Annotated in this window: 23 protein-coding genes; 11 read left to right on the forward strand and 12 right to left on the reverse strand. The window is 61.4% G+C overall.

What is annotated here, in order from left to right; all coding sequences use genetic code 11:
- The first annotated feature begins 35 nt into the window (after positions 1–35).
- Positions 36–332, forward strand: a complete 297-nt coding sequence (locus tag J5M72_RS17175) for a DUF1330 domain-containing protein (protein ID WP_207866578.1) — start codon at positions 36–38, stop codon at positions 330–332.
- Positions 333–458: 126 nt separating this feature from the next.
- Here the strand turns inward: J5M72_RS17175 and J5M72_RS17180 are convergent, their stop codons facing one another.
- The 7 genes from J5M72_RS17180 to J5M72_RS17210 form a co-directional block, all read right to left on the reverse strand.
- A complete protein-coding gene (locus J5M72_RS17180; RefSeq protein WP_169430698.1) occupies positions 459–1,022 on the reverse strand; it encodes an NUDIX hydrolase in 564 nt (187 codons plus the stop codon).
- Position 1,023: 1 nt separating this feature from the next.
- Positions 1,024–1,776: a GntR family transcriptional regulator gene (locus J5M72_RS17185; protein WP_169430697.1), complete on the reverse strand. Its 753-nt coding sequence runs from the start codon at positions 1,774–1,776 to the stop codon at positions 1,024–1,026.
- 58 nt (positions 1,777–1,834) lie between these two features.
- Entirely contained in the window at positions 1,835–2,224 is a 390-nt protein-coding gene (locus tag J5M72_RS17190) for a carboxymuconolactone decarboxylase family protein (protein ID WP_207866580.1), read from the reverse strand.
- 136 nt (positions 2,225–2,360) lie between these two features.
- A complete protein-coding gene (locus J5M72_RS17195; RefSeq protein WP_207866582.1) occupies positions 2,361–2,846 on the reverse strand; it encodes a flavin reductase family protein in 486 nt (161 codons plus the stop codon).
- A gap of 12 nt (positions 2,847–2,858) precedes the next feature.
- Positions 2,859–4,340 (reverse strand): aldehyde dehydrogenase, encoded by a 1,482-nt coding sequence (locus J5M72_RS17200; protein WP_085603065.1) that lies wholly within the window; start codon positions 4,338–4,340, stop codon positions 2,859–2,861.
- A complete protein-coding gene (locus tag J5M72_RS17205) occupies positions 4,337–5,170 on the reverse strand; it encodes an alpha/beta fold hydrolase (protein ID WP_169430695.1) in 834 nt (277 codons plus the stop codon). Before J5M72_RS17205 ends, J5M72_RS17200 begins: the two co-directional genes overlap by 4 nt.
- 33 nt (positions 5,171–5,203) lie before the next feature.
- Positions 5,204–5,794 (reverse strand): amino acid synthesis family protein, encoded by a 591-nt coding sequence (locus tag J5M72_RS17210; RefSeq protein WP_007957412.1) that lies wholly within the window; start codon positions 5,792–5,794, stop codon positions 5,204–5,206.
- Between the two features lie 326 nt (positions 5,795–6,120).
- Between J5M72_RS17210 and J5M72_RS17215 the strand changes: the two genes are divergently transcribed.
- On the forward strand, positions 6,121–7,149 hold the full coding sequence (locus J5M72_RS17215; protein WP_207866584.1) for a YCF48-related protein: 1,029 nt from the start codon (positions 6,121–6,123) through the stop codon (positions 7,147–7,149).
- A gap of 28 nt (positions 7,150–7,177) precedes the next feature.
- A complete protein-coding gene (locus J5M72_RS17220) occupies positions 7,178–9,562 on the forward strand; it encodes an RND family transporter (RefSeq protein ID WP_207866586.1) in 2,385 nt (794 codons plus the stop codon).
- Between the two features lie 282 nt (positions 9,563–9,844).
- Here J5M72_RS17220 and J5M72_RS17225 read toward each other — a convergent pair whose 3' ends face one another.
- A complete protein-coding gene (locus tag J5M72_RS17225; RefSeq protein ID WP_169430692.1) occupies positions 9,845–10,564 on the reverse strand; it encodes a FadR/GntR family transcriptional regulator in 720 nt (239 codons plus the stop codon).
- 185 nt (positions 10,565–10,749) lie between these two features.
- A complete protein-coding gene (locus J5M72_RS17230; protein ID WP_207866588.1) occupies positions 10,750–12,486 on the reverse strand; it encodes an IlvD/Edd family dehydratase in 1,737 nt (578 codons plus the stop codon).
- Between the two features lie 193 nt (positions 12,487–12,679).
- On the opposite strand from J5M72_RS17230, the gene J5M72_RS17235 reads away from it, so the two are divergent.
- The 8 genes from J5M72_RS17235 to J5M72_RS17270 all read left to right on the forward strand — a co-directional run bounded on the left by J5M72_RS17235 (position 12,680) and on the right by J5M72_RS17270 (position 19,256).
- Positions 12,680–14,002, forward strand: coding sequence for an MFS transporter (locus J5M72_RS17235; protein ID WP_169430690.1), 1,323 nt, complete (start codon positions 12,680–12,682; stop codon positions 14,000–14,002).
- A gap of 35 nt (positions 14,003–14,037) precedes the next feature.
- Positions 14,038–15,030 (forward strand): AraD1 family protein, encoded by a 993-nt coding sequence (araD1, locus tag J5M72_RS17240; protein ID WP_207866590.1) that lies wholly within the window; start codon positions 14,038–14,040, stop codon positions 15,028–15,030.
- 9 nt (positions 15,031–15,039) lie between these two features.
- Complete coding sequence (locus J5M72_RS17245) at positions 15,040–16,620, forward strand: aldehyde dehydrogenase (NADP(+)) (RefSeq protein ID WP_207866591.1); 1,581 nt, start codon at positions 15,040–15,042, stop codon at positions 16,618–16,620.
- 98 nt (positions 16,621–16,718) lie between these two features.
- Positions 16,719–17,027: a DUF5629 family protein gene (locus J5M72_RS17250; RefSeq protein WP_207866593.1), complete on the forward strand. Its 309-nt coding sequence runs from the start codon at positions 16,719–16,721 to the stop codon at positions 17,025–17,027.
- Entirely contained in the window at positions 17,024–18,199 is a 1,176-nt protein-coding gene (locus tag J5M72_RS17255) for a lactonase family protein (RefSeq protein WP_207866595.1), read from the forward strand. The genes J5M72_RS17250 and J5M72_RS17255 overlap by 4 nt, the downstream gene beginning before the upstream one ends.
- A gap of 156 nt (positions 18,200–18,355) precedes the next feature.
- Entirely contained in the window at positions 18,356–18,535 is a 180-nt protein-coding gene (locus J5M72_RS17260) for a hypothetical protein (protein ID WP_011334602.1), read from the forward strand.
- A gap of 254 nt (positions 18,536–18,789) precedes the next feature.
- Positions 18,790–19,002 carry a hypothetical protein gene (locus tag J5M72_RS17265; RefSeq protein WP_207866597.1) on the forward strand — a complete coding sequence of 71 codons (213 nt, stop codon included), beginning with the start codon at positions 18,790–18,792 and terminating at the stop codon, positions 19,000–19,002.
- Positions 18,999–19,256: a hypothetical protein gene (locus tag J5M72_RS17270; RefSeq protein WP_169430684.1), complete on the forward strand. Its 258-nt coding sequence runs from the start codon at positions 18,999–19,001 to the stop codon at positions 19,254–19,256. Before J5M72_RS17265 ends, J5M72_RS17270 begins: the two co-directional genes overlap by 4 nt.
- A 5-nt stretch (positions 19,257–19,261) precedes the next feature.
- Here the strand turns inward: J5M72_RS17270 and J5M72_RS17275 are convergent, their stop codons facing one another.
- Genes J5M72_RS17275 through J5M72_RS17285 form a run of 3 tightly spaced genes read right to left on the reverse strand, consistent with a single transcriptional unit; the run spans position 19,262 to position 24,725 of the window.
- On the reverse strand, positions 19,262–19,846 hold the full coding sequence (locus J5M72_RS17275; RefSeq protein WP_207866599.1) for a glutathione S-transferase: 585 nt from the start codon (positions 19,844–19,846) through the stop codon (positions 19,262–19,264).
- Positions 19,843–23,484, reverse strand: a complete 3,642-nt coding sequence (locus J5M72_RS17280; RefSeq protein ID WP_207866601.1) for an AAA family ATPase — start codon at positions 23,482–23,484, stop codon at positions 19,843–19,845. Before J5M72_RS17280 ends, J5M72_RS17275 begins: the two co-directional genes overlap by 4 nt.
- Positions 23,481–24,725, reverse strand: a complete 1,245-nt coding sequence (locus tag J5M72_RS17285; RefSeq protein ID WP_169430681.1) for an exonuclease SbcCD subunit D C-terminal domain-containing protein — start codon at positions 24,723–24,725, stop codon at positions 23,481–23,483. The genes J5M72_RS17280 and J5M72_RS17285 overlap by 4 nt, the downstream gene beginning before the upstream one ends.
- Positions 24,726–24,739 lie beyond the last annotated feature (14 nt).

The following is a 24,739-nucleotide window of genomic DNA, read 5'->3' on the forward strand; positions in this document are numbered from 1 at the left end:
GTATACCATAATACAAAATCAACCGAGAGGTCACTATGAAGGCGTACTGGATTGCTCACGTGGACATCACCGATCCCGATCACTACAGCCAATACACCCAACGCGCACCGAAAGCGTTCGCCGAGTTCGGCGCGAAGTTCTTGGCCAGAGGAGGGCGCAGCGAAGCGATGGAAGGACGGGCGACGCCACAGCGCAGCGTGGTGATTGAATTCGACAGCTACGAGCAGGCGGTGGCGTGCTACCGCTCGGCGGCGTATCAGGAAGCGAAGAGCTATCGCGAGGAGTGGGCGAGGGCGGAGATCATTATTGTTGAGGGCGTGCCGCCACTTTAAGAGGGACACCACCACACCCCTGTGGGAGCGAGCCTGCTCGCGAAGGCGTCGTATCAGTCGATGCAAATGTTGAATGAACGACCGCTTTCGCGAGCAGGCTCGCTCCCACAAGTGGGCATGGGGTCTTCAGCGCATGAAATGAATCTTGCCGCTGTCGTCATTGCCCATGTACATGCCATACACCCCGGCCTGGCGTTCCTCGATGTAGCGTTCGAGGATCTGCCGGATCGCCGGGTAGTAGATCTGCTCCCACGGAATGTCTTCGGGGGCGAAGAATTTGCAGGCGAGGGTTTCCGGGCCGTACTGGCCGGTGATCTCCAGCGCGAGGGCGCGGAAGATGATGTAGACCTCGCTGATCTTCGGCACGCTGAAGATCGAATAAGGCGAGATGATTTCCGCGCGTACGCCGCTTTCTTCCCAGACTTCGCGCAGGGCCGCCTGTTCGGTGGTTTCGCCGCTTTCCATAAAACCGGCGGGCAGGGTCCAGGTGCCGGGGCGCGGGGGAATCGCCCGTTGGCACAAGAGGTATTTGCCGTCCTGCTCGATGATGCAGCCGGCGATGATTTTAGGGTTTACGTAGTGGATGTAGCCGCAGCCGCGGCACATCAGGCGCTCGTGCGTATCGCCCGGCGGCACTTGCTGACCGAGGTCGGCGCCACCGCATTTCGGGCAAAAGCTCGGGCTGAACATGTCAGTGACCTATGCGCGGTTCTTTCAGCGCGATGGGCAGGGTGATTGGCGGTGTGTCGCCGGTCTCTTCCTGTTTGCGCTTGAGGTAATCGAGAGCGACGGCAGCCGCAGCGCGCACGTGATCGACACATGCCTGATGCGCCGCCAGCGGATCGCCGCTCTTGATCGCCTCGACCATTTTTTCCATTTCCTGGTTGCTCGCGCCGCGACGGTTTTCCTGGGACACCGATGTCGCCCGCAGGTAGCTGATACGCGCCTGCAACTGACGCAGTTGAGTGGCCGCGACATGGTTGCCCGAGCCTTCCAGCAGCACGTCGTAGAAGCCCTGCACCGAGTCGATCACCTGTTGCAGCTCGCCGTCCTTGAGCGCCTTGCGGTTCTCGTCGAGGGCTTTTTCCAGAGCCTTGATGTCCTTGGCCTTGGCGCGCAGGGTGAACAGCTGGACGATCAGGCCTTCGAGTACGCAGCGCAGTTCATAGATGTCGACCGCATCGGCGAGGGTGATGATGGCGACACGGGGGCCCTTGGCATCGGCGAATTCCACCAGGCCTTCGGATTCCAGGTGACGCAAGGCTTCACGCACCGACGTACGGCTCACGCCCAGGCGATCGCACAGATCGCGCTCCACCAGGCGATCGCCCGGCAGCAGCTGGAAGTTCATGATGGCGCTTCGCAGTTTATCCAGCACGATTTCGCGCAGGGTGACGGGGTTGCGATTGACCTTGAAGCTGTCGTCGAGTGGCAGGCGTTTCATGGGGTCCGCTCTTTAAGTTGGCTGTCCATGCCAGACGGGCATTCAAACAGCCGAGGGGTTAACTGGAGGCCTCGGCGTCGGCTTCGGCGAAGGCTTCACGGGCGAGCCGGAAACTGTCCACGGCTGCCGGGACGCCGCAATAAATACCGACCTGAAGCAGAATTTCGCGTATTTGCTCACGACTCAGGCCGTTACGCAAGGCACCGCGCACATGCAGCTTGAGTTCGTGCGGGCGGTTCAGCGCGGAGATCATCGCCAGGTTGATCACGCTGCGTTCCTTGAGCGACAGGCCGTCACGTCCCCAGACGTGGCCCCAGCAGTATTCGGTGACCATTTCCTGCAACGGGCGGGTGAAGTCGTCGGCGTTCTCGATCGAGCGCTGCACATAGGCTTCGCCCAGCACCTGGGTGCGGATCTTTAAACCCTTTTCATACTTCTCGTTATTCATCATTTCCCCTCACACCACAAATCCCCTTGTGGGAGCTAGCCTGCTAGCGATAGCACCAGTTCAGTCAACACTGATGTTGAATCAACAACCGCAATCGCCAGCAGGCTGGCTCCCACAGAGGCGTTGTGTGAATTCGTCAGGCCAGTGTCGGCAACGCGCCGAGCTTGCCCTTGTGATAAATCATCGGCGTCACCGGTTGCGCCGGCAGGATCAGGTTCTTCACCGCGCCGACGATGATCGCGTGATCGCCGCCGTCGTATTCGCGCCATAGCTCGCACTCGATGATCGCCGTGGCCTTGGCGAGGATCGGGTTACCCAGTTCGCTCAAATGCCACTCGATGCCGTTGGCCTTGTCCTTGCCCTTGCCGGCAAAGGCGTAGGCCTCGGCGGTCTGGTCGGCGGACAGCAAATGGATCGCGAAACGCTTGCTGTCGCGCAGCACCGGGTAGGTGTCGGAGGCGTAGTTGGGGCAGAACAGCACAAGCGCCGGATCAATCGACAGCGCACTGAAGGCGCTGGCGGTGATCCCGACAATGCCGCCATCCGGGTCGAGGGTGGTGACCACCGTGACCCCGGACGGAAACGAGCTCATGACGTCTTTGTAAATGCCGGGTTCGATCATGTCACGGGACTCCTAACGCATCACAAACGGATCAGGCATCGGTGCCTGAGAGAGGTTGATCCACACCGTTTTCAGTTCGGTGTAGGCCAGCACCGAATCGATGCCGCTTTCGCGTCCATAGCCACTGTTCTTGAAGCCGCCGATCGGTGCCATCGCCGACACTGCGCGGTAGGTGTTGACCCAGATGATCCCCGAACGCACGTCCCGGGCCAGACGATGGGCGCGGCCCAGGTCGCGGGTCCAGATGCCAGCGGCGAGGCCGAACTGCGAGTCGTTGGCAATCGCCAGCGCTTCGGCTTCGTCCTTGAAGCGGATCACCGAGGCGACCGGACCAAAGACTTCTTCCTGCATGATCTTCATCGAGTTGCGGTCGCATTCGAACAACGTCGGCTCGTAGAACCAGCCGTCACCCACGCCGCTCGGCCGCTTGCCACCCAGGCGCAGGCGCGCACCTTCAGCGATGGCATCAGCCACCAGACCTTCAACCACTGCCAGCTGCTGCGCGGTGGCCATCGGGCCCATTTCGCTGCTGTCGTCCTGCGGGTTGCCGATGCGGATGCGCTGGGCGCGCTCCACCAGTCGGCTGACGAATTCGTCGTAGATTTCATCCTGCACCAGCAGTCGCGAACCGGATACGCAGCTCTGGCCGGACGCCGCGTAGATCCCGGCGATGGCGCCGTTGATCGCACTGTCGAGATCGGCGTCGGCGAAGATGATGTTCGGAGACTTGCCGCCCAGCTCCAGCGACAACTTGGCGAAGTTCTCGGCGCTGCTGCGCACCACATGCCGGGCCGTGGCTGCGCCGCCGGTGAAGGCGATCTTGCGGATCAGCGGATGGCGGGTGAGGGCGGCACCGGTGCTCGGGCCGTAGCCGGTGACCACGTTGACCACCCCCGGTGGAATGCCGGCTTCGAGGGCCAGCCGCGCCAGCTCCAGAATGGTCGCCGAGGCGTGTTCGGACGGTTTGATCACGATGGTGTTGCCCGCTGCAAGCGCCGGCGCCAGTTTGATCGCAGTCAGGTACAGCGGGCTGTTCCACGGAATGATCGCGGCGACCACGCCCATGGCTTCGTGCACGGTGTAGGCGAACAGATCGGGTTTATCCAGCGGCAGGGTGCCGCCTTCGAGCTTGTCGGCAAGGCCGGCGGTGTAGTGGAAAAACTCCGGCAGATAACCGACCTGACCCCGGGTTTCGCGGATCAGTTTGCCGTTGTCGCGGCTTTCCAGTTGCGCCAGTTGTTCCTTGTTTTCGGCGATCAGGTCACCGAGACGACGCAGCAGTTTGCCGCGTGCGGTGGCGGTCAAACCACGCCAGGCCGGGCTGTCGAAGGCGGTCTGCGCGGCTTGCACGGCGCGTTCGACGTCGGCCTCGTCAGCGTCGGGCAGTTCGGCCCAGGGTTCGGCCAGCGCCGGGTTGAGGCTTTCGAAAGTCTTGCCGGAGAGGGCGTCGACCCATTCTCCGCCGATGCACATCTGGAAGCGTGCGAGCGTCATGCAACGATCCCCTTTATATGGTTTTGTCGGGCGTGTGCGGTGTCGAGAAACTCCAGCAGCGTCTGGTTGACCAGCCGTGGCGACTCTACCGGCATCATATGCCGTTGCTCGGGCAGCACGGCAACCATCGCACCGGGAATGCGCGCGGCCAGTTGCTCGGCCATTTGCGGGGTCGATCCGGGGTCCAGCTCGCCGGTGGCGATCAGCGTCGGCGCCTGGATGCTGCCCAGGTCGTCGGCGCGGTACATGTCCTGGGTGGCGAACAGTTCGTAAGTGGTCAGGTAGCCCTGCGGATCATTGCCGGCCAGGGTCTGGCGGATCGCGGCGATCTGCGCGGGGTTGGCCGCCTGATATTCACGGCTGAACCAACGCGACAGCGCCGCTTCGGCATTCGCGTCCGGTCCGTGTTCGGCGGCCTGCGCGGTGCGGGCGATGACGCCGGCGCGCTGCTCTTCGCTGCGGTTGAACACGCTGTTGAGCACCACCAGGCTTTTCAGGCGCTCCGGGTAATGCAGGGCAAACGCCCGCGCCACCAGACCGCCCATGGAAAAACCGATCACCGATGCCTGGGGCAATTGCAGGTGGTCGAGCAGCTCCAGCAACTGATCGGCATAGCCGAGCAGGGCGGTGCCGCTGGCCGGGCGCGGGCTGGCGCCGTGGCCGAGCATGTCGTAGGCGATCACCCGGTATTGCGTGGCCAGGCCAACGATCTGGCCGCCCCACATTTCTTTGTTCAGGCCCACGCCGTGGATCAACACCACGGGTTGGCCAACGCCTGTCGCCAGATAACTGGTGCCGGCCGGGGTGAGTTCAGCGGTGAGCCGAATCATGGAGCGCTCCTGCAATGCCTTTTTTTATTGTGATTACTGGGCTTTTTCGGCGGCCAGTTCTTCCAGATCGATGTAGCGGTTGCCGATGCGCGGGTGCAGGCGACCACCGTCGGCGCAACCTAGTACCACAACGATTTCATCGGCGCGGGGGGCATCTTCGATCTGCATTTCCAGGGTGATGTAGTGCGAGCGCAGGCCTTCGTCGTCCTTGTGCATCATCGGGATCTGAATCGAAGTCCCCGGACCGCCACGCTTGTTGGTGAAGCTCAGGTAGCTCTTGGCCTTGACCGCTTCGCGATAGTGGTTGCCGAAGCGCAAGGTGTGGATCACCGCCGACGCGTGTTCGATCTCGCCATCGGCGCCGACAACCGCAGCCTTGCCATAAGCCTCGATCTTCTCGGCGCCGCCGATGATGCCCACCAGACGCTCGACCATCATCGCGCCGAGGTCGGAGCAATTGGCGCGGATCTGCGGCTTGAGGTCTTCGACAAAGCCATTGCCGACCCAAGGGTTCTTCATCACGACGGCCAGGCCGACCATGGTCACCGGGGTGTCGGAAGCCTTGCCGCCTTCAATGAAGGTCTCTTCGACATAGCTGACGATCTTGCGAATTTCGAAACTCATGAGCTGCTCCGTAGGGGGATAAAGAGTGTCTGTGCGTCTGATGGTATACCATAATACCGATCGTGCAAGTCCCCTTCGCAAGAATCCCTGCCATCAGTCGGACGAATGCCCGTGCATTCAGCCGCTGCTGTAATCCCTTTCGGTTAACAAAAGATAACGTTGCGCCGATTGTCAGACGTTTCGAATGCCCGATAGGATGAGCCAGCTTCCGAAGTGGCTCTGGATTGCGGGTTTCAGGACTATGCTTCTGACCAACCGTCGCTGGAGCACACTTGCGGCGCCCTTGAAGGCCGAATGGCCTAACAATAATAAATAGGGGAAGGTCTATGAGTCGTTGCCGCCCGCCGGCGTTTCGCAACACCGCGTTGCTGGCCACAGCACTCTCTCTGCTGGGCTTTGCCACCTTGTCGGCGCCCGTACTGGCCGCCGAAGCGCCCGCCGACGTGGTCTACGCCATCGAATCGGCCAAGGCCCCGAAAAGCCTGATGCTTGATGTCGTCCACGCCGGCGCCCGATTGGTGGCGGTCGGGGATCGCGGGCACATTCTCTACTCTGATGACCAGGGCAAGACCTGGACCCAGGCCAAGGTGCCGAGTCGTCAGTTGCTGACGGCCGTGTATTTCGTCGATGACAAGCACGGCTGGGCCGTCGGCCATGACGCGCAGATCCTCGCCAGTGAAGACGGCGGCCAGACCTGGACCAAACAGTTCGAAGACCTCAAGCGCGAATCGCCGCTGCTCGACCTCTGGTTCAAGGACGTCAACAACGGCCTGGCCGTGGGGGCCTACGGTGCCTTGCTGGAAACCACCGACGGTGGGAAGCACTGGCAAGACGTCAGCGATCGCCTCGACAACCAGGATCAGTTCCACCTCAATGCCATCGCCGCCGTCAAGGACGCCGGGCTGTTCATCGTGGGCGAGCAGGGCGCGATGTTCCGCTCCGCCGATTGGGGCCAGACCTGGGAAAAAATCGAAGGCCCGTATCAAGGCTCGCTGTTCGGTGTGATCGGCACGGCCCAGCCTTCCACGCTGCTGGCCTACGGGTTGCGTGGCAACCTCTACCGCTCCACTGATTTCGGCAGCACCTGGCAGCAGGTCGAACTCAAGGCTGCGCGTGGTGCGCTGGAGTTCGGCCTGTCCGGCGCCACGCGGCTCGACGACGGCTCCATCGTCATCGTCGGCAACGGCGGCACGGTGATCAGCAGCAGCGACAACGGTGAAACCTTCAGCGTGTTCAACCGCCCGGATCGTATCTCGCTGTCGTCGGTCACCGCCGCCGGCAACGGCAATCTGATCCTGAGCGGGCAGGGTGGCGTTCGGGTCACTTCGCCGAACGGCGCCGAGCTGGGCAAATGAGCCGAATCAATAATAAGAAGGCGGGGCTATGACTTCCTTGAGCACTCATCATCAGGACAAGGCGACGTTCCTCGAACGCCTGATCTTCAATAACCGCCCGGCAGTGATCGTGATCTGCCTGCTGGTCAGCATTTTCCTGTTCTGGCAGGCCACGCTGATCCGGCCGTCTACCAGCTTCGAAAAAATGATCCCGCTCAAGCATCCGTTCATCGAGAAGATGATGGAGCACCGCAACGATCTGACGAACCTGGGCAACACCGTGCGCATATCGGTGGAGGCCAGGGACGGTGACATCTTCTCCAGGGAGTACATGGAGACCCTGCGCCAGATCAACGACGAGGTGTTCTACATCTCCGGCGTCGACCGTTCCGGCCTGAAGTCGCTGTGGAGCCCGAGCGTGCGCTGGACCGAAGTGACCGAGGAAGGCTTTGCCGGCGGTGAAGTGATCCCGCAGAGCTACGACGGCTCCCAGGACAGCCTCGACATGCTGCGCAACAACGTGCTCAAGTCGGGTCAGGTCGGGCGTCTGGTGGCCAACGACTTCAAATCGAGCATCGTCGACATCCCGCTGCTGGAGTCCTACCCGGACCCGCAGGACCAGGGCAAGCTGCTGGCGCTGGACTACCGCCAGTTCTCCCATGAACTGGAAGACAAGATCCGCAACAAGTTCGAAGCGCAGAACCCCAACGTCAAGATCCACATCGTTGGTTTCGCCAAGAAGGTCGGTGACCTGATCGACGGCCTGGTGATGGTGGTGATGTTCTTCGGCATCGCCTTCGTCATCACCCTGATCCTGCTGTTGTGGTTCACCAACTGCCTGCGCAGCACCGTGGCGGTGTTGAGCACCACGCTGGTGGCGGTGGTCTGGCAACTGGGGTTGATGCACTTCTTCGGGTTCGGCCTCGATCCGTATTCGATGCTGGTGCCGTTCCTGATTTTCGCCATCGGCATTTCCCATGGCGTACAGAAGATCAACGGTATCGCCCTGCAATCGAGCGAGGCAGACAACGCTCTGACCGCGGCGCGGCGCACGTTCCGGCAACTGTTCCTGCCGGGGATGATCGCGATTCTCGCCGATGCCGTGGGCTTCATCACGCTGCTGATCATCGACATTGGCGTAATCCGTGAACTGGCCATCGGCGCGTCCATCGGCGTGGCGGTGATCGTGTTCACCAACCTGATCCTGCTGCCGGTGGCGATTTCCTATGTCGGCATCAGCAAGCGCGCCATCGCCAAGAGCAAAAAGGATGCAAACCGCGAGCACCCGTTCTGGCGCCTGCTGTCGAATTTCGCCAGCCCGAAAGTCGCACCGGTGTCCATCGCGTTGGCCCTGATCGCCTTCGGTGGCGGCCTCTGGTACAGCCAGAACCTGAAGATCGGCGACCTCGACCAGGGCGCGCCGGAACTGCGTCCGGATTCGCGCTACAACAAGGACAACAACTTCATCATCAACAACTACTCGACCAGTTCCGATGTATTGGTGGTGATGGTCAAGACCAAGTCCGAAGGCTGCTCGCGCTACGAAGCCATGGCGCCGATCGACGAGCTGATGTGGAAGATGCAGAACACCGAGGGCGTGCAATCGGCGATCTCGCTGGTGACCGTGTCCAAGCAGATGATCAAGGGCATGAACGAGGGCAACCTCAAATGGGAAACCCTGTCGCGCAACCCGGACGTGCTGAACAACTCCATCGCCCGTGCCGATGGTCTGTACAACAACAGCTGCTCGCTGGCGCCGGTGCTGGTGTTCCTCAACGATCACAAGGCTGAAACCCTGGATCGTGCGGTGAAAGCCGTGCAGGAGTTTGCCAAGGACAACAACAAGGACGGTCTGGAGTTCATCCTCGCGGCCGGTAACGCCGGGATCGAAGCGGCCACCAACGAAGTCATCAAACAGGCTGAGCTGACCATCCTGATTCTGGTGTACATCTGCGTGGCGGTGATGTGCATGATCACCTTCCGTTCCTGGGCGGCGACCCTGTGCATCGTGCTGCCGCTGGTACTGACGTCGGTGCTGGGCAACGCGCTGATGGCGTTCATGGGCATCGGCGTCAAGGTGGCGACCCTGCCGGTGGTGGCGCTGGGCGTGGGGATCGGCGTCGACTACGGCATTTACATCTACAGCCGTCTGGAAAGTTTCCTGCGTGCCGGCCTGCCGTTGCAGGAAGCCTATTACCAGACCCTGAAGTCCACCGGTAAAGCGGTGCTGTTCACCGGTCTGTGCCTGGCCATCGGCGTGTGCACCTGGATCTTCTCGGCGATCAAGTTCCAGGCCGACATGGGCCTGATGCTGACCTTCATGCTGCTGTGGAACATGTTCGGTGCGCTGTGGCTGCTGCCGGCACTGGCCAAGTTCCTGATCAAGCCGGAGAAACTGGCGGGGCAGAAGGGCAATTCCTTGTTTGCTCACTGATCCATTTGGCTGAAACGAAAAAGCCGCAACCTTGAAGGGTTGCGGCTTTTTTTATGGGGCAAGATCGAAAGCTTGCCCTCACCCTAGCCCTCCCGAAACGTCGGACCGCCCGTAGGGAGAGGGAACCGAATGGGGGATATTGGATAGATACACCGACGTGAAAGATTAGCTTTGAATCCATAATCGACTCGGTTTTTCAGGTCGATGTATTACGCAAGACATCGCGGTCAGTTCCCTCTCCCTCCGGGAGAGGGCTAGGGTGAGGGCCAGCGGTCTCAAGGCTTAGGAAAGTTCAGTGCCTAGCACGACGCTAAGCGCACTGCGCGCATCATCCAGCTGCACCAGCGTCGCATGCCGAGCCCCCAACGCATCACGATTCTCGATCGCCGTCAGAATCGCCTTGTGCCGAGGCAACGCCAGTTCATGCAGATTCGGCCGCTGATTCGAATGTTTCAGCGCCTCGGCAATCGCCACCGACAGCATGTTGCACAGGTTGGCCAGCAAATCGTTATGGGTCGCGTCGGCAATCCGGCTGTGGAAGTCCAGATCCGGTTGCAGCAGGGCCTCCGGCGTCGGTGCGGCTTCCATGCGTTGGTAGGCTTCGCCGATGGCTGCAATGTCGGCATCCGTGGCGTGTTGGGCGGCGAGGGCGGCGGCGGCCGGTTCGATGATGCTGCGCACGCTGGTCAGCACATTGAAGAATTCATTCTGCGGGCTGCTTTGCATCAACCAGTGCAGCACGTCCGGATCGAGCATGTGCCATTCGCGGCGCGGTTTGACCACGGTGCCGACCCGGGGCTTGGAGTACACCAGCCCCTTGGCCACCAACACCCGTGTGGCTTCGCGCAACACCGGCCGACTGACCGCGTACTCCTCGCAGAGCAAGGCTTCGGCGGGCAGTTTGTCACAGGGCAAAAAGCGTCCGGAAACAATCTGCATGCCCAGTTCCTGAACGATGCGCGAGTGCATGCTTTTGCGGTCTGAAGGTTTGCGGTAATCCATGGGGCGCGGCGCGATCCTGAGCGATGGAGATGCCGCGCATCATAGCAGGCACCACACAATCTTGAGGCAGATACAGAGCAAATGTGGGAGCGGGCTTGCTCGCGAAAGCAGCGTGTCAGACAAACACAGGTTGCTGACACTCCACTTTCGCGAGCAAGCCCGCTCCCACAGGAGGCATGGTGGTGTCAGTGCGAGTGGCGAGGGACCTCAGCACCTCGACAGCCGACAAGGAAATCAAAGTCGCAACCTTGATCCGCCTGCAGCACATGGTCGACATACAACTGACGATACCCACCCGCCAACAACTGCTGCGGCGGTTGCAGATCCGCCATGCGTGCCGCCAGTTCGGCGTCCGGAATATCCAGGTGCAGACGCCCGCTGGCGCAGTCCAGTTCGATCCAGTCGCCTTCCTTGACCACCGCCAAAGGCCCGCCGGCCGCCGCTTCCGGGGCGACGTGCAACACAACGGTGCCGTACGCCGTGCCGCTCATGCGCGCATCGGAAATGCGCACCATGTCGGTCACGCCCTGGGCCAGCAGTTTGGCCGGCAAACCCATGTTGCCGACTTCGGCCATGCCCGGATAACCCTTCGGCCCGCAGTTCTTCATCACCAGAATCGAGTTGGCATCGACGTCCAGTTCCGGGTCGTTGATGCGCGCCTTGTACAGGTCGAAGTTCTCGAACACCACGGCTCGGCCACGGTGCTGCATCAGTTCCGGCGTGGCGGCTGAGGGTTTGAGCACCGCGCCCAGCGGCGCCAGGTTGCCGCGCAATACACAGATGCCACCGTCAGCGCGGATCGGGTTGTCGAGGGTGCGGATCACTTCGTCTTCACCGTAGATCGGTGCGTCCTTGGTGTTCTCGCCGATGGATTTGCCATTGACGGTCAATGCGTTCGGATTGGGGATCAGATTGGCTTCGCCGAGTCGACGCAGCACCGCAGGCAAGCCGCCCGCGTAATAGAACTCTTCCATCAGGAAACGCCCGGACGGTTGCAGGTCGACGATGGTCGGCATGCCGCGACCGATACGGGTCCAGTCGTCCAGATCCAGTTCGACACCGATGCGCCCGGCGATGGCTTTGAGATGGATCACCGCGTTGGTCGAACCGCCAATCGCCGCGTTGACCCGGATCGCATTCTCGAAGGCTTCCTTGGTCAGGATCTTCGACAGTTTAAGGTCTTCACGTACCATCTCGACCGCACGCATGCCGGACATGTGCGCCAGCACATATCGCCGCGCATCCACTGCCGGAATCGCCGCGTTGTGGGGCAGGGATGTGCCCAGCGCTTCGGCCATGCAGGCCATGGTCGACGCGGTGCCCATGGTGTTGCAGGTGCCGGCCGAGCGGGACATGCCGCCCTCGGCCGCCAGGAAGTCGTCGATGGTGATAGTGCCGGCCTTGACCTGCTCGCTGAGCTGCCAGACCACGGTGCCGGAGCCGATGTCCTTGCCCTTGTGCTTGCCATTGAGCATCGGCCCGCCGGTGACGACGATGGCCGGCACGTCGCAACTGGCCGCGCCCATCAGCAGGGCCGGGGTGGTCTTGTCGCAACCGGTCAACAGCACCACGCCGTCAATCGGGTTGCCGCGAATCGCTTCCTCGACGTCCATGCTCGCCAGATTGCGGGTGAGCATGGCGGTCGGGCGCAGGTTCGATTCGCCGTTGGAGAACACCGGGAATTCCACCGGAAAACCACCAGCCTCGATCACACCGCGTTTGACGTGCTCCGCGATCTGGCGGAAATGCGCGTTGCACGGCGTCAGTTCCGACCAGGTGTTGCAGATGCCGATGATCGGCTTGCCATGGAACTGATGGTCGGCGATGCCCTGATTCTTCATCCAGCTGCGGTACATGAAGCCGTTCTTGTCGGCCGTGCCAAACCATTGGGCGGAGCGCAGGGTGGGTTTCTTATCAGACATGATCGATTCTCTTATTGTAAGACTATTGTTTGCGAGCCTCGGCTAAACATAAGCGCAAAATCGACGTTTTGGAAGTGTTGTTGGTTAATTAGTATTACTATATAGTTCTTTTCGACGGAGGGATGGCCCTGGCGGTTTTCCGCGAGAGGCGTCCCCCGAGGTTCCATAAAAACAACAATCGGAGACCGATCCCATGAGCCAGGAACTGCGGCTTGTCCGGCGCATCACGCTGAAACTGATTCCCTTTCTGATCCTGCTGTACCTGATCGCCTATGTGGATCGCTCCGCCGTCGGCTTCGCCAAGCTGCACATGGGCGCCGACATTGGCATCGGCGATGCTGCTTACGGCCTCGGTGCCGGGCTGTTTTTCATTGGCTATTTTCTGCTGGAGATCCCCAGCAACCTGATGCTCGAACGCTTCGGTGCGCGGCGCTGGTTCGCGCGGATCATGATCACCTGGGGCGCGATCACCATCGGCATGGCCTTCGTCCAGGGCCCGCACAGTTTTTACGTGATGCGCTTTCTGCTCGGCGCGGCGGAGGCGGGATTCTTTCCCGGCGTTCTGTACTACATCACCCAATGGTTTCCGGTGCGCCATCGCGGCAAGATCCTCGGGCTGTTCATTCTTTCCCAACCCATCGCAATGATGATCACCGGCCCCGTGTCCGGTGGCCTGCTAGGCATGGACGGCATTCTTGGTCTGCACGGCTGGCAGTGGCTGTTCATCGTCATCGGTACTCCTGCGATTCTGCTGACCTGGCCGGTATTGCGCTGGCTGCCGGACGGCCCGCAGCAAGTGACATGGATGGATCAGGCCGAGAAAGACTGGCTGACCGGCGAACTGAAAAAGGATCTGCAGGAATACGGCCAGACCCGCCACGGCAATCCGTTGCATGCGCTGAAAGACAAACGGGTGTTGCTGCTGGCGCTGTTCTATCTGCCGGTGACCCTGAGCATCTATGGACTTGGCCTGTGGCTGCCGACCCTGATCAAACAGTTCGGCGGCAGCGATCTGGTGACCGGTTTCGTGTCATCGGTGCCCTACATCTTCGGGATCATCGGGTTGCTGATCGTGCCGCGCAGTTCCGACCGCATGAATGATCGCTACGGTCATCTGGCGGTGCTCTATGTGCTGGGCGCCATCGGCCTGTTTCTCAGTGCCTGGCTGTCGTTGCCGGTGGCGCAACTGGCGGCATTGTGTCTGGTGGCGTTTGCGCTGTTTTCCTGCACGGCGGTGTTCTGGACCTTGCCGGGACGTTTCTTTGCCGGCGCCAGCGCGGCGGCGGGCATTGCCTTGATCAACTCGGTGGGCAACCTCGGCGGCTACATCGGGCCGTTCGTGATCGGCGCCTTGAAGGAATACACCGGCAACCTCGCTTCGGGCCTGTACTTCCTGTCCGGGGTGATGGTGTTCGGGCTGGTTCTGACGGGCGTCGTCTATCGCTTGCTGGAGCGCAAGCATGTGCTGCCAGTCGAGCAATTTGCAGCGAGCGCACGCGGTGCGACACGCACCTGATTTCGATCCGGGATTTGTTTCAACAGGAGAACATCATGCATCTGGTTCAATTCGAATTAAGTAGCGGCGAGCGCCGTGTCGGGGTGGTCGAGGGCGGTCTGGTGCGTGAAGTGCAGGATGCTCACACCGTACGTGATCTGGCACTGGCGGCAATCGAGGCCGGCAGTACGTTGGCGCAACAAGTGCAATCCCTCGGCCTCGGTATCAGTCACGATTACGCGCAGTTGCTCAAAGACCTGCGCATCCTGCCGCCGCTGGACCATCCGGACCCGGCGCACCTGCTGGTCAGCGGCACCGGCCTCACGCACCTGGGCAGCGCATCGGCCCGGGACAAGATGCACCAGCAGGCCGGCGACGAAGCAGCGATGACCGACACCATGCGCATCTTCAAGTGGGGCGTGGAGGGTGGAAAACCGGCGGCGGGACAGGCCGGGGTGCAACCGGAATGGTTCTACAAGGGCGATGGCAGCATTGTCGTGCGTCCCGGTCAGCCGTTCCCGCTGCCGCCGTTTGCCGAAGACGCCGGCGAGGAGCCGGAGATGGCCGGCCTCTACATCATCGGCCACGACGGCAAGCCGTATCGCCTCGGTTTCGCGGTGGGCAACGAGTTCTCCGATCACGTCATGGAACGCAAGAATTACCTGTACCTGGCCCACTCCAAACTGCGCAGTTGCAGCTACGGCCCGGAACTGCGCGTAGGCGAGTTGCCGCAACACCTGGCCGGTACCAGCCGCATCCTGCGCGACGACGAAGTGCTGTGGCAAAACGAGTTCCTCAGCGGCGAGGCCAACATGTGCCACAGCCTGGCGAACCTCGAATACCACCACTTCAAGTACAGCCAGTTCCTGCGTCCCGGTGACGTACACATTCACTTCTTCGGCACCGCGACCCTGTCGTTCGCCGATGGCATTCGCACTCGACCCGGCGACGTGTTCGAGATCAGCCAGGCCGAATTTGGCGCGCCGCTGGTCAACGGCATCGCCCCGGTCGCAGCGGCATTCGAACCGGACAGCATCGGCACCCTTTAAGGAGATCCCATGACTCAGATTCTCGGTCACAACTACATCGGCGGGCGTCGCAGCGCCGCCGGTAGCGTCAAACTGCACAGCATCGACGCCACGACGGGCGAGGCATTGCCCCACGATTTCATTCAGGCGACGCAGGAGGAGGTGGACGCCGCCGCCAAAGCTGCCGCCTCTGCCTACCCGACGTATCGCAGTTTGAGCGCCGAACGACGCGCACAATTTCTTGATGCCATCGCCGATGAGCTGGATGCGCTCGGTGATGATTTCGTCGCGGTGGTCTGCCGTGAAACCGCGCTGCCTGCCGGACGGATTCAGGGGGAGCGCGGTCGCACCAGCGGCCAGATGCGGCTGTTCGCCAAAGTCCTTCGGCGCGGTGACTTCTATGGTGCGCGCATCGACCTGCCGCTGCCGGATCGTCAACCGTTGCCGCGTCCTGATCTGCGCCAATACCGCATTGGTCTCGGCCCGGTGGCGGTGTTCGGCGCGAGCAACTTTCCATTGGCATTTTCCACCGCCGGTGGCGACACAGCCTCGGCGCTGGCTGCCGGTTGTCCGGTGGTGTTCAAAGCTCACAGCGGCCATATGGCCACAGCCGAACTCGTGGCCGATGCGGTAATTCGTGCAGCAGAGAAAACCGCGATGCCGGGCGGTGTGTTCAACATGATTTATGGTGGCGGAGTGGGCGAATGGCTGGTCAAGCATCCTGCCATTCAAGGCGTCGGTTTTACGGGTTCGCTGAAGGGCGGACGGGCGCTGTGTGACATGGCCGCCGCGCGTGCGCAGCCGATTCCTGTGTTCGCCGAGATGTCGAGCATCAATCCAGTGATCGTGTTGCCCCAGGCCCTGGCCGTGCGTTCGGAAACCGTCGCCCGCGATCTGACCGCCTCGGTGGTGCAGGGCTGCGGTCAGTTCTGTACCAACCCGGGTCTGGTGATCGGGATTCGCTCGCCACAGTTCACCGCGTTTGTTGAGCAAGTCGCGGCGCTGATCGGTGATCAACCGGCGCAAACCATGCTCAATGCCGGGACTCTCGGCAGCTACGGCAAGGGTCTGGAAAAGTTGTTGGCACGCCCAGGCATCAAGCATCTGGCCGGCAATCCACAGCAGGGCAATCAGGCGCAGCCGCAGTTGTTCAAGGCCGATGTCAGCCTGTTGATCGATGGCGATGAAGTGCTTCAGGAAGAAGTGTTCGGCCCGACCACGGTGATCGTCGAAGTGGCCGATCAGGCGCAGTTGAGCGCTGCGCTGCATGGCCTGCACGGGCAGCTCACGGCGACGATCATCGGCGAGCCGACAGACTTCGCGCTGTTCCCGGAACTGACGCTGTTGCTGGAACAGAAGGTCGGGCGGATCCTGCTCAATGGCTACCCGACCGGGGTTGAAGTGTGCGATTCGATGGTTCACGGCGGGCCGTATCCGGCGACGTCCGATGCTCGCGGCACATCGGTCGGAACCCTGGCCATCGATCGTTTCCTGCGCCCCGTGTGCTTCCAGAACTACCCCGACAGTCTGCTGCCGGAACCGCTGAAAAACGGCAATCCGCTGCGCATTCAGCGGCTGGTGGACGGCAAGCCATCGCGCGAAGCCCTCTGACTTACGCCACATGATCGTTCCCGCGCGGGGCGTGGGAGCGATCAAACGCGGGGCTTTGAGCTATCATTGCCCCTTTCCCCCTGAAAGACATGATTGCCATGACTGCCGTAACCGACACCCTTCTCAACGCCCTCGAACACTGCGGTATGGTCGAAATCGACGGCCTGCACGCTTTCGAATTCGCCCTCGATGAAGAAGACAACCTGCACATTGAATGCATCGATGGCCGGGAAGCCAAGCATTGGGAGTTCACCCCGGCTCAGGTGGCAGCGGCGACGTTTGATCAGGACCTGCAGAGCTGGTTGATCATCGGTTTTGCCAGCGACACCAAAACCGTTGGCGAACACCGTCTGGTCTGCCTCGGCGATGTACTCAGCAGCGCCGACGACGAGGATGAAACCGAATGAACATGCGTAAATTCTGGCCATTGCTGATGGCCGGCAGCGTCGGCGCGATGGGCCTTTCCAGCGCCTCGGCCGAGAGCTTCCAGTTGCTGGTCGGTTCCTACACTGCCGGCACCAGCCAGGGCATCTACCGGATGAACTTCGACAGCGCCACCGGCCAGATCGACGCCAAACCGCTGCAAGTGATCAAGAGCGAAAACCCGTCGTGGCTGACCCTGTCCAAGGATCAGCACCGGCTGTTCGTGGTCAACGAAAACGGTCCAGGCCAGAAAGACCCGGTCGGTCGCGTCAGCAGTTATTCGATCGATCCCAAGACCCACGCCCTGACCCTGATCAATCAGGTGCAGAGCCTGGGCAACGAGCCAACCCATTCGAGCCTCAGCGGCGACGCCAGTCATCTGTTCGTCAGCAACTACTCGGTGGTCGAGGACCCGGGCGGCACCCTCGCGGTGTTGCCGGTCGGCAGCGACGGCAAACTCAAACCGGTGGTGCAAATGAGCGCGCACCCGGCGAGTCGGGTCAACCCTGAGCGTCAGGCCTCGAACCACGTGCACTCGACGATTTCCTCGCCGGACGGTCGTTATGTGTTCTCCGCCGACTTGGGCGCGGACAAGCTCTTCATCTACCAGTTCGACCCGAAAGCCAATGCGGACCTGCCGCTGACTCCGGCGAAAACCGCCTCGGTGCAATTGCCAGCAGGCAGCGGGCCGCGTCATTTGCTGTTCAGCGCTGATGGCAAGCATGCCTGGCTGACCATGGAAATGAGCGCCCAGGTTGCCGTGTTCGATTACAAGGACGGCGTGCTGACCCAGACACAAATGGTCGATCTGGCTGCCGGCCAGCCGACTTCGGACAAGGCCGCTGCTGCGTTGCATGCGTCTGCCGATGGCAAGTTTCTCTACGTCAGCAACCGTGGCACCGCCAATCAGTTGCTGGTGTTCGCCATCGACCCGGCCAGCGGCCAGCTCAAGGAATTGCAGCGACGCTCGGTGGAAGGTGATCACCCGCGTGAGTTCAGCCTCGATCCAAGCGGCAAATTCCTGCTGATTGCCAACCAGAAGAGCAACCAGATTGTCGTGGTCGAGCGCGACGGCAAGACCGGTCTGCTGGGCAAAACCGTGCAAAAACTGCCGATGGATGCGCCGAGCGACCTCAAGTTTCTGCTGCGTCAATAAGCCGCAGGCCCCGGTCTACGGGGCCTGAAGCGTTGTATTAATCCTGCTGATAACAGGTAATGTTGCAAAGCATTTCAAGCGAGCGACCCTCGAGCGTTAAGTTTGCTTCACGGCCCAACCGGGCAAGCAAGCCAACTGAACACGAGGGTTACCGCCATGAACTTCAATCTCTTCTCGATCATCGCCGCTTCCGCCATCTCCGCCACCGTGGCTCTGCCAGCCAGCGCTAACGTTGAAATCAGCGATAAAAAATCCCACACCCAGAGCTACACCCAGAAATACCTGCAACAAAGCGCGAACTTCTACGCCGCGCTGGATCACAAAGCTCAACACTGAAATTTCCGTCACGCCCTGGAACTGCCCAAGGCTGCGATCCTTTGATCTTGTTTCCCAAAAGCAAAATCAAAAGATCGCAGCCTTGGGCAGTTTTTTGCCTGCGCAGCGACCGACGATAGCTATTTTCGAACGACGAGATAGACCGGCTAAATAATCAACGAAGCTGATGGTTACTATGCCAAAGCCTGAGTGGTTACCTCGGCTTTTTTGATTGATTCTGTGGGCGTCGAAACATTGTCCACGGAGCACACATCATGGCCACTTCAATCATCACTTCCGCCAAACGCGGCGCCTACGTGGCCATCGGTCTGTACCTGGTCATGGTGCTGTTCGTCAGCCTCGCGTCCCAATCGCAACACAGCCTGGAAGCCCCGATCCAGGTCGCGCATCCCGGCATCCAGTTCGAACTGCGCTCGCAAAGCGCAGCGGCGGATTCAGTTGAACTCGCAGGAGCCGTCGGAGCATGAAAGGCTACAGATTCTGGATCATCGCCGGTCTGGCGATCATGACCAATGGCGCGTCCCTGTTGGGGTTCGGTCAGGGTTCGGTCGGCGGGTTGGCCCGGGCCATAGAGGCCAACCACACCATCGCGCACAATATCGAACGGGCCAATGCGCTGGGGCTGCTGGCCGGCAATCCACCGGTGAAAACCGAAGCCAGTTTTCTCGGACCGTTCCAAGTGGATTGCTCGGCCATTGGCATGTGCCAAGTGCTGGCGTAAGGCACTTACTTTTTCATGATGGCGGTGAACAGATCCGACTCAAGAAAGCGTTGTAACCACGCCTGCAATCGCTCATAAGGCGTTGTCGCAAACCAGTCACGATCAACATGGGCGAACTGGCGAACGAACGGCAACAGCGCGATGTCGGCCAGGCTCGGATGCCCGGCCAGCAAGTAATCGCGACCCTCGAGCAACTCATCCAGTTTCTGCAAGAACAGAGCACCTTCCGCCCGATAAACCTCCATCGACTGTTCCGGATAACGCTCGGCGTACTTGTAGCGATTCAGGTGCACCTTGAACACTTGATCGTTGGCTTCGATCAACTCGGCAATCCTTGAATCGCCACCCAGCAACCAGTCATCCGGATCATTCTGCGCCAGCGCCCAGCGCATGATCTCCAGGCTTTCATCGATCACCTGACCACTGGCATCCAGCACTGGCACCGTGCCCTTGGGCGAGATCGCCAGCATCTGGGCCGGTTTGGCTTTCAGGCTGACTTCAACGATCTCAACCGGCACGCCCGAATACCGCAGGGCCATCCGCGCCCGCATCGCGTACGGGCAGCGGCGGAAGGAATACAGCGTGTTCATTTCACCTCCAGTGTGCTCAAACCATTGCCCTGGCGCTGTACCTGAATCTGCACCGGAATCCGCTCATGCATTTCCTGCACGTGGGAAATCACCGCGACCTTGCGGCCCTGAGCCTGCAAGCCGTCGAGGGCATCCATGGCCAGTTGCAGGGATTCCGGATCGAGGCTGCCGAAACCTTCGTCGATGAACAGCGATTCGATCTTCAGCGTGCTCGACGCCATCGAGGCCAGACCCAGTGCGAGGGCCAGCGACACCAGGAAGGTTTCGCCGCCGGAAAGCGAATGCACCGAGCGCAGTTCGTCGCCCATCTCCGTGTCCATCACCAGCAGACCCAGCATGCTGCCGCCGCGCTTGAGGCGATAGCGCTTGACCAGTTGCCGCAGCTGCACGTTGGCGTGATGCACCAGCAGGTCGAGGTTGTAGGCCTGGGCGATCTTGCGGAAGGTGTCGCCGGTGGCCGAGCCGATCAGTGCATTGAGTCGTGCCCAGCGTTGATACTCGGCATTGGCGTCGGCGATCTGTTGCGCCAGCGCGGAGTTGGCGTTCTGCCGGCGCTGATCTTCGACTTGCTCGGCACGCAGTTCGGCGCAGCGCTGTTCGCTCGCGCTGCACTGGTTCTGCAAGTCGGCGAGGGCAGCGGCGAGTTGTTCGGCGTCGAGGTTGCCGTTGTGCTGCGCCTGATGTTCGAGCAACTGGCGATCACGTTCCTGCAACAGCACTTTGGCATGTTCCAGGGCCTTTTCGTTGCGCTGCAAACGCTCGCGCAGCTCGCCGACCTGCGCGTCATCGATCCGCAACAGATCTTCCAGGCCGCCGTCATCCAGTTCCGGGTGGCGAGCGCGCCAGTCGGCAATCTTGCCGGCCAGATCACGCTCTTCGGTTTCCAGCGCTAGCACGCGTTCCTGCTGCGCTTTGAGCTCGGCGGCCATTTGCACAAGCTGCGTGCGTACACTTTGCAGTGCCTGAGTCGTGGTGGATTCGGCGTTGCGTGCCTGTTCCACAGCCTGTTCCAGTTGCTGCTGCCAGTGTTCGGCGCGGGTGTGATCGCCCAGCAACTGCGTGAGTTTCTCTTGGCTGGCCTGTTGCTGAGCGATCAGTGCGTTGAGCTGTTGTTCAGCGGTTTGCAGTTGCTGCACGCGGCTTTGCTGGCGATCCTGTTCCTTTTCAAGCGTCTGCTGGCGTTGTTGCTGTTCGGCCAGCTCTTCCTTTTGCTGATCGACTTGCGCCAGACGCTCAGCGATCTGCCGGTCAAGCTGCATGAAGGTCGCGGCCGGTTCGGCGCGCAGGGCTTCGTGAGTCTCGGCGGGCAGCAGCGTGGCGAAGGCTGCCAGTTCTTCGTCCAGACGCTGCCGGTCAGCGCTCAACTCGCGCTGCTGATTGTTCAGGTGCTGGGTTGCTTGCTGATGCGCGGTTTCGGCGTGACGCAATTGCTGGGTCAGGCGCGCCGCGTCCTGTTGCAGTGTGAGCAAGGCGGTCTGGCGCTGTTCGTCCTGGGTGATGCTCTGGTTCAACTGATCGTTCTGGCGAGTCAGCCAGGCAGCGCGTTTGTCGCTGTCCTGATTGAGCAACTGCGCTGCCAGCGGATGAGCCTCGATGCTCGGCGTCAGCGCCAGCTGTTGTGCCGCCAGTTGTTCCTGCTGTTGCAGCAACTCTTTTTGTTGAGCAATGACACCACCGACACTGGTACGCAGTTCGGTGAGTTTTTCCTTCAGTTGATCGACCGCTTGCTGCGCGTTGGCCTGCTCGCTTTCATCATGACGGCCGAGGCTCTGCAGCAGGGCTTGCGGCTGGTGATACGGATGTTCGTTGCTGCCGCACACCGGGCACGGCTGGTCGTCCTGCAATTGCGCGCGCAGCTCTTCGACACTGGCGCTGCGGGCCAGACGCTGGCGTTCGAGCAGCTCACGAGTGACGCTGAGGGTGTGCTCGGCGACCGTCAGTTCGGACTTGGTTTTCACCCCGTCCTGAGTCAGGCGCTCGCGCTCCTGTTGCGCATCGAGCTGACGCTGTTGCAACTCGGCACTGCGTTTGTCCAGTTCCTGCTGACTGGCCCAAAGGCGCGTCAGCTCTTCGACGGCGCGCAGCTGTTTGCGGTTGTCCTGCAACAGAGTGCCGAGGATGCCGATCTGCTCGGCGACGGCATCCGGCTCGGCGCCGGCCTCCTTGAACAGCACTTCGAGTTGCTGCTTTTGTGTGGCCAGTTCTTCGGTGGCACGGGCGGCGTTCTGTTCGAGATTCGCCAGTTCGCTTTCGCCCTTGTTCAGCCGGTTGCCAATCAGCATCAATTGCTGCAAGCGGTCGCGGTAGGCATTCCAGGCTTCGCTCAACGGTGCCAGATGAGTGCTTTGCTCCAGATCGGCGGCGATTCGTTGCAGGCGCTCGGCGACCTGCGTTTGCTGATCGAGCAGGGCCTGGATTGTGCTCTGGCCCTGGGCGCAGGCCTGTTCGGCGGCCTGCTTGGCTTCAGTGCCGGAGGCGACATCCCTGGCCAGACGGGCGAGGGTGCTTTGCTCATCGAAAGCCTGACGCAGCAACGGTGCACTTTCGCTCTGTTGCTTCTGCGCTTCGGTCAGGGCGATTTGTGCAGCACCGAGGTCTTGTTCAAGTTGCGTCTGGCGCTCAGTCAGCTCGCCTTGTTGCAGCGTATGTGAGCTGATCTGCGCCGTCAGCGGCATCAGCAAGGCATCGATTTCAGCCTTGCGCGCAAACTGATGCCGTTGCGGGGCGAGCTGTTCAAGGTGCGTCAGTCGCAGGCGTTCGCCGGCCAGCGCTTGGCGTTCGTGTTCAGCGCTCTGCAACTGCTCGGCCGCCGCTTGTCGGGCGTCCTGCAACAGGTGCAGATCCTTGAGCCAGGTGTGTTGTTGCTCAAGCTGTTTGAGCTGGGCCTGCTGCAACTTCAATTGCTGTTGGGCAGCGTTGAAGCGCTGGTCGAGTTCGGCGCGGGCTTCGGGCGGCAGCGGGGTCACACCGGTGGCCTGATCCTGTAACTGCTTGTGGGCCTCGCGAGCCTCTTTGGTCTTGTCGAACGCGCGACGGCCGAGGCGGGTGTAGAGCGCGGTGTCGGTGAGTTTTTCCAGCAGTTCGCTGCGGTCGTTGTCGTCGGCCTTGAGAAAGGCGCTGAACTCGCTCTGGGCCAGCAGCACGGCGCGGGTGAACTGTTCGAAGTTCAGGCCCAGCGCGGCTTCGAGCTGAACCTTGTACTCGCCTTTCTGGCTGGCCAGCAGTTGATCCTGATCGATGTCGCGCAGGCTTTGACGGCTGGCCTGCAACTTGCCGCCGGCCTTTTCCCGGGCGCGGTTGGCCTCCCAGCGGGCGCGATAGCGGCGGCCATCGACGCCGACGAAATCCACCTCGGCAAAACCTTCGCCCGTACCACGACGCAGCAGGGTGCGCGGGTCGCCGGTGGCGATTTCACCGTCGGCGTCCGGCACCTTGGCGTCACGCCCGGTGTTGTTCAGGCGCGGCACCGCGCCGAACAGCGCCAGGCACAGGGCATCGAGCAAGGTGCTTTTGCCGGCGCCGGTGGGGCCGGTGATGGCGAACAGTCCGGCGCTGGCCAGCGGTTCAGCGGTGAAGTCGATTTCGAACGGGCCCGCCAGCGAAGCGAGGTTCTTCAAACGAATGGCGAGAATCTTCATGGCTGCTCGCCCTCCATTTGTACGTCTTGCAGCAGTTCGGCGAAGTCCTTGAGGGTTTGCTCGTCGACTTCGCTGCCGTAATTGTCGAGCCAGGCACGGCTGAATAATTGCTGCGGTGTGAGCTGGTCCAGTTCGATCAACACACTGCCGTCCTCGGCGCCGTCAGCGCCACGGTTGCCGGCGTATTCGGCGGCGATTCGTACCAGTCGCACAGCCTTGCCTTGCAGAGCGCTTTCGACCTGATGACGCAGATCCGGTTGCGGCTCGTCGAGGGTCACGCGCACTTCCAGCCATGGCTGGCGCTGGGTTTCGGCCAGCAGATCGATGTTCGGCAGATCGGCCAGTTGCAGCAGGATTTGCGCCAGCGGCGCAGGGCCGAGGCGTTGCAGATTGACGGAACGGGGGATCAGTATCGGCTCGACGCTGACCAGGGTTTCGCCGTCCAGGACGACGTCGAGAATCTGGTGCTGATAACTGATTTCCGAAAACGATAACGGGATCGGCGAGCCGCTGTAGCGAATTCGTTCTTCACCGTTGACCTTCTGCGGCTTGTGCAAATGCCCGAGCGCGACATAACTGATGCTCGACCCGAACAGGCTGGCGGGCAGGGCTTCGGCGTTGCCGATGATCAGGCTGCGTTCGGAGTCTTCCGACACCGAACCGCCGGCCATGTGCGCATGACTGATGGCAACCAGCGCCTGGCCCGGCTGGCGCTTGGCGTTGGCCGCTTCGATCAACCATTCATGCACCTGACCAATGCCGCGCAGATAGTTGTCACCCAAATGCGCGCCGGTCACCTCGGCAGGTCGCAGGAACGGCAGCGCCAGGCACCACGCGGCGATCTCGCCGGACGCATTCGGCAGCGGCAACAACAGACGTTCTGCATCGAGCTGGCCATCGTCCAGCCACATCACTCGGCCCAACGCATGGGTGCGCAAACGCCGCATCAACGGCGCGGGCAGTTCGATCCGCGAGCCGGAGTCGTGGTTGCCGGCGATCATCACGATGGTCAGCAACGGCTGCTGTTCGTGGGCGCTGACGATGAAATCGTAGAGGCGTTCCTGGGCTTTGACCGGTGGATTGACCGTGTCGAAGATGTCGCCGGCAATCAGCAGCACGTCCGGCTGCGCCAGCTTCAATTGACGCAGCAGCCACTCGAGAAAACAGGCGTGCTCGAAATCGCGCTCCTGGCCGTGCAGGTTCTGCCCAAGGTGCCAGTCGGAGGTGTGAAACAGACGCAAGGCTGACTCCGCAA

It is taken from the genome of Pseudomonas sp. 58(2021), from assembly GCF_017491585.1.
Lineage (GTDB): Bacteria > Pseudomonadota > Gammaproteobacteria > Pseudomonadales > Pseudomonadaceae > Aquipseudomonas > Aquipseudomonas fluorescens_BT.

Excerpts from the sequence above, each read along its gene's own strand:
- J5M72_RS17215 (WP_207866584.1), top strand. The coding sequence starts at position 6,121 with ATGAGTCGTTGCCGCCCGCCGGCGTTTCGCAACACCGCGTTGCTGGCC.
- J5M72_RS17220 (WP_207866586.1), top strand. The coding sequence starts at position 7,178 with ATGACTTCCTTGAGCACTCATCATCAGGACAAGGCGACGTTCCTCGAA.
- J5M72_RS17200 (WP_085603065.1), bottom strand. The coding sequence starts at position 4,340 with ATGACGCTCGCACGCTTCCAGATGTGCATCGGCGGAGAATGGGTCGAC.
- J5M72_RS17275 (WP_207866599.1), bottom strand. The coding sequence starts at position 19,846 with ATGAACACGCTGTATTCCTTCCGCCGCTGCCCGTACGCGATGCGGGCG.
- J5M72_RS17270 (WP_169430684.1), top strand. The coding sequence starts at position 18,999 with ATGAAAGGCTACAGATTCTGGATCATCGCCGGTCTGGCGATCATGACC.
- J5M72_RS17255 (WP_207866595.1), top strand. The coding sequence starts at position 17,024 with ATGAACATGCGTAAATTCTGGCCATTGCTGATGGCCGGCAGCGTCGGC.
- J5M72_RS17205 (WP_169430695.1), bottom strand. The coding sequence starts at position 5,170 with ATGATTCGGCTCACCGCTGAACTCACCCCGGCCGGCACCAGTTATCTG.
- J5M72_RS17190 (WP_207866580.1), bottom strand. The coding sequence starts at position 2,224 with ATGAATAACGAGAAGTATGAAAAGGGTTTAAAGATCCGCACCCAGGTG.
- J5M72_RS17280 (WP_207866601.1), bottom strand. The coding sequence starts at position 23,484 with ATGAAGATTCTCGCCATTCGTTTGAAGAACCTCGCTTCGCTGGCGGGC.
- J5M72_RS17175 (WP_207866578.1), top strand. The coding sequence starts at position 36 with ATGAAGGCGTACTGGATTGCTCACGTGGACATCACCGATCCCGATCAC.
- J5M72_RS17180 (WP_169430698.1), bottom strand. The coding sequence starts at position 1,022 with ATGTTCAGCCCGAGCTTTTGCCCGAAATGCGGTGGCGCCGACCTCGGT.
- J5M72_RS17230 (WP_207866588.1), bottom strand. The coding sequence starts at position 12,486 with ATGTCTGATAAGAAACCCACCCTGCGCTCCGCCCAATGGTTTGGCACG.
- J5M72_RS17245 (WP_207866591.1), top strand. The coding sequence starts at position 15,040 with ATGACTCAGATTCTCGGTCACAACTACATCGGCGGGCGTCGCAGCGCC.
- J5M72_RS17225 (WP_169430692.1), bottom strand. The coding sequence starts at position 10,564 with ATGGATTACCGCAAACCTTCAGACCGCAAAAGCATGCACTCGCGCATC.
- J5M72_RS17210 (WP_007957412.1), bottom strand. The coding sequence starts at position 5,794 with ATGAGTTTCGAAATTCGCAAGATCGTCAGCTATGTCGAAGAGACCTTC.
- J5M72_RS17235 (WP_169430690.1), top strand. The coding sequence starts at position 12,680 with ATGAGCCAGGAACTGCGGCTTGTCCGGCGCATCACGCTGAAACTGATT.
- J5M72_RS17185 (WP_169430697.1), bottom strand. The coding sequence starts at position 1,776 with ATGAAACGCCTGCCACTCGACGACAGCTTCAAGGTCAATCGCAACCCC.
- J5M72_RS17265 (WP_207866597.1), top strand. The coding sequence starts at position 18,790 with ATGGCCACTTCAATCATCACTTCCGCCAAACGCGGCGCCTACGTGGCC.
- J5M72_RS17195 (WP_207866582.1), bottom strand. The coding sequence starts at position 2,846 with ATGATCGAACCCGGCATTTACAAAGACGTCATGAGCTCGTTTCCGTCC.
- J5M72_RS17250 (WP_207866593.1), top strand. The coding sequence starts at position 16,719 with ATGACTGCCGTAACCGACACCCTTCTCAACGCCCTCGAACACTGCGGT.
- araD1 (WP_207866590.1), top strand. The coding sequence starts at position 14,038 with ATGCATCTGGTTCAATTCGAATTAAGTAGCGGCGAGCGCCGTGTCGGG.
- J5M72_RS17260 (WP_011334602.1), top strand. The coding sequence starts at position 18,356 with ATGAACTTCAATCTCTTCTCGATCATCGCCGCTTCCGCCATCTCCGCC.